Annotated in this window: 1 protein-coding gene, 1 other RNA gene and 1 pseudogene; all 3 read right to left on the reverse strand. The window is 46.0% G+C overall.

Annotated features, from left to right (window positions below; genetic code table 11):
• A pseudogene (locus tag CPT76_RS38225) lies at positions 1–194 on the reverse strand (DUF1499 domain-containing protein); the annotation flags it as partial.
• 187 nt (positions 195–381) lie between these two features.
• A non-coding RNA gene (ssrS, locus tag CPT76_RS00495) (6S RNA) lies at positions 382–573 on the reverse strand.
• Positions 574–647: 74 nt separating this feature from the next.
• Positions 648–1,481: a YesL family protein gene (locus tag CPT76_RS00500; protein WP_105441574.1), complete on the reverse strand. Its 834-nt coding sequence runs from the start codon at positions 1,479–1,481 to the stop codon at positions 648–650.
• Positions 1,482–1,548 lie beyond the last annotated feature (67 nt).

Consider the following 1,548-nt stretch of genomic DNA (forward strand, 5'->3'; position numbering starts at 1 on the left):
TTTCCCCGACGGAAGACACCTCGTGCAGCACTTTGTAGCCTAGGAATTTTTTTTAAGTGTCGAGGAGATTTCCTCCCATGCCTTGTCTTTTCGATAAATTGTAATAGCGCGTTTTTCATTTTAGGATCCTTCGCGCGGTCGCTTGTTCCTTCTTGACTGCGAATGACCCCCACTAGAACTCTCTTTAGCGACAAGACCTTTCCTCCTTTATAGTAAACATCATCAATACTTAACAGTTTATCATTGTTACGGTCAGAACAAAAGAGTAAGTACGGAATGATGCCGGGGATTCAACAAAAAAACACCCCAAACCGGAAATAGAACCAGTTGGGATGTTCTCTATTCTGCACCATAATGGTCGCAATGGGTTCATCGACAAAATAAAAACCCGCCTATGCCGTCCGGTTAAATTGTCTTCTGAACCTGCTCTAGCAGGTGGGTGATCGCATCAGCGGTTTTGAAGTCCCCATGTCATATAGACAGGGCGTTTCAGCTGCGCTTCATATAGATCTCCCTCAGACATTATCATTGGTTCAAAACAACGATTAACCGTGGCGAACATCGCAGGATGTAGTCTTATTATAGACCGAAATCGTCAGCATGTAAACGAAATGGTAAAAATTTAGAAGAAAATATCGCTTGCTGGCTTAGTTTCTTTTACCCGGCTCATCACCATTTGAAACGCTTTCCTCGTACCATTCATCTCTCTTGTCCGGATCACCCTGCAAACTTACGGAATCATCTGCGTCAGCAGCTTCCTGCTGTGCCTCTTCTTCCTTCTGTTTGAGCCGCTCCGCTTGCTCCTGCATCTTCATGTAGGTGCCGTAGAAGTTGAAAAACGCCCACAATGCGATGACGCTTCCGCCAAAGAAGAAGATCAGCGCTGGATACTTGGACCCGATAAACAGGACGACCGCACTCCCGAGCACGGTAGCAAGCACCCGGAAAGGCCGGATGATCGTAATCAGAACCGCGTTCTTCAAAATCTGTCCGATGGACATATGGTAATGAACGATCATCGAAAAAAAGTTGAACATCGACAGGAACAGAACGATCAGCAGGATCAGCATCACAATCCCGATCAGCTGCATATTGCGGAACTGGGTCATATAGACCGTATAATCCACCATCATAATAACCAGCAGCAGCACGTAGAAAATACCGCCGACCATACTTTGTTTGTAGTTTTCCTTGTACGCTCTGAAATAGGTGCTGAAAATTTTAATATCGGTATCGCCCATCACCCATTTGCGCACCACCGCAAACAGCGCCGCCGTTGCAGGGAACAATGTAAACGGTGCCACGATTCCCATGGCCCAGTTCATCTGCAGCGACTCGTTAGCCCCCGTTACCAGCAGCTTCGTCACCAGAAAAAAGAAGAATGGGATCGAACACAGCATCCACAAGATATTGCTGTAAGCTATCCGGGTAATCCACTCTGTAATTTTGTAAATTCCACCCATTGCACCTTTGAATTCCAAGTAAAAGTCTCCTCCTCCACTAACATGCCTGTACCTTAATAATACCGCATTAGGGACATACATTGCC

It is taken from the genome of Paenibacillus sp. AR247, from assembly GCF_002968895.1.
GTDB lineage: Bacteria > Bacillota > Bacilli > Paenibacillales > Paenibacillaceae > Paenibacillus_AQ > Paenibacillus_AQ favisporus.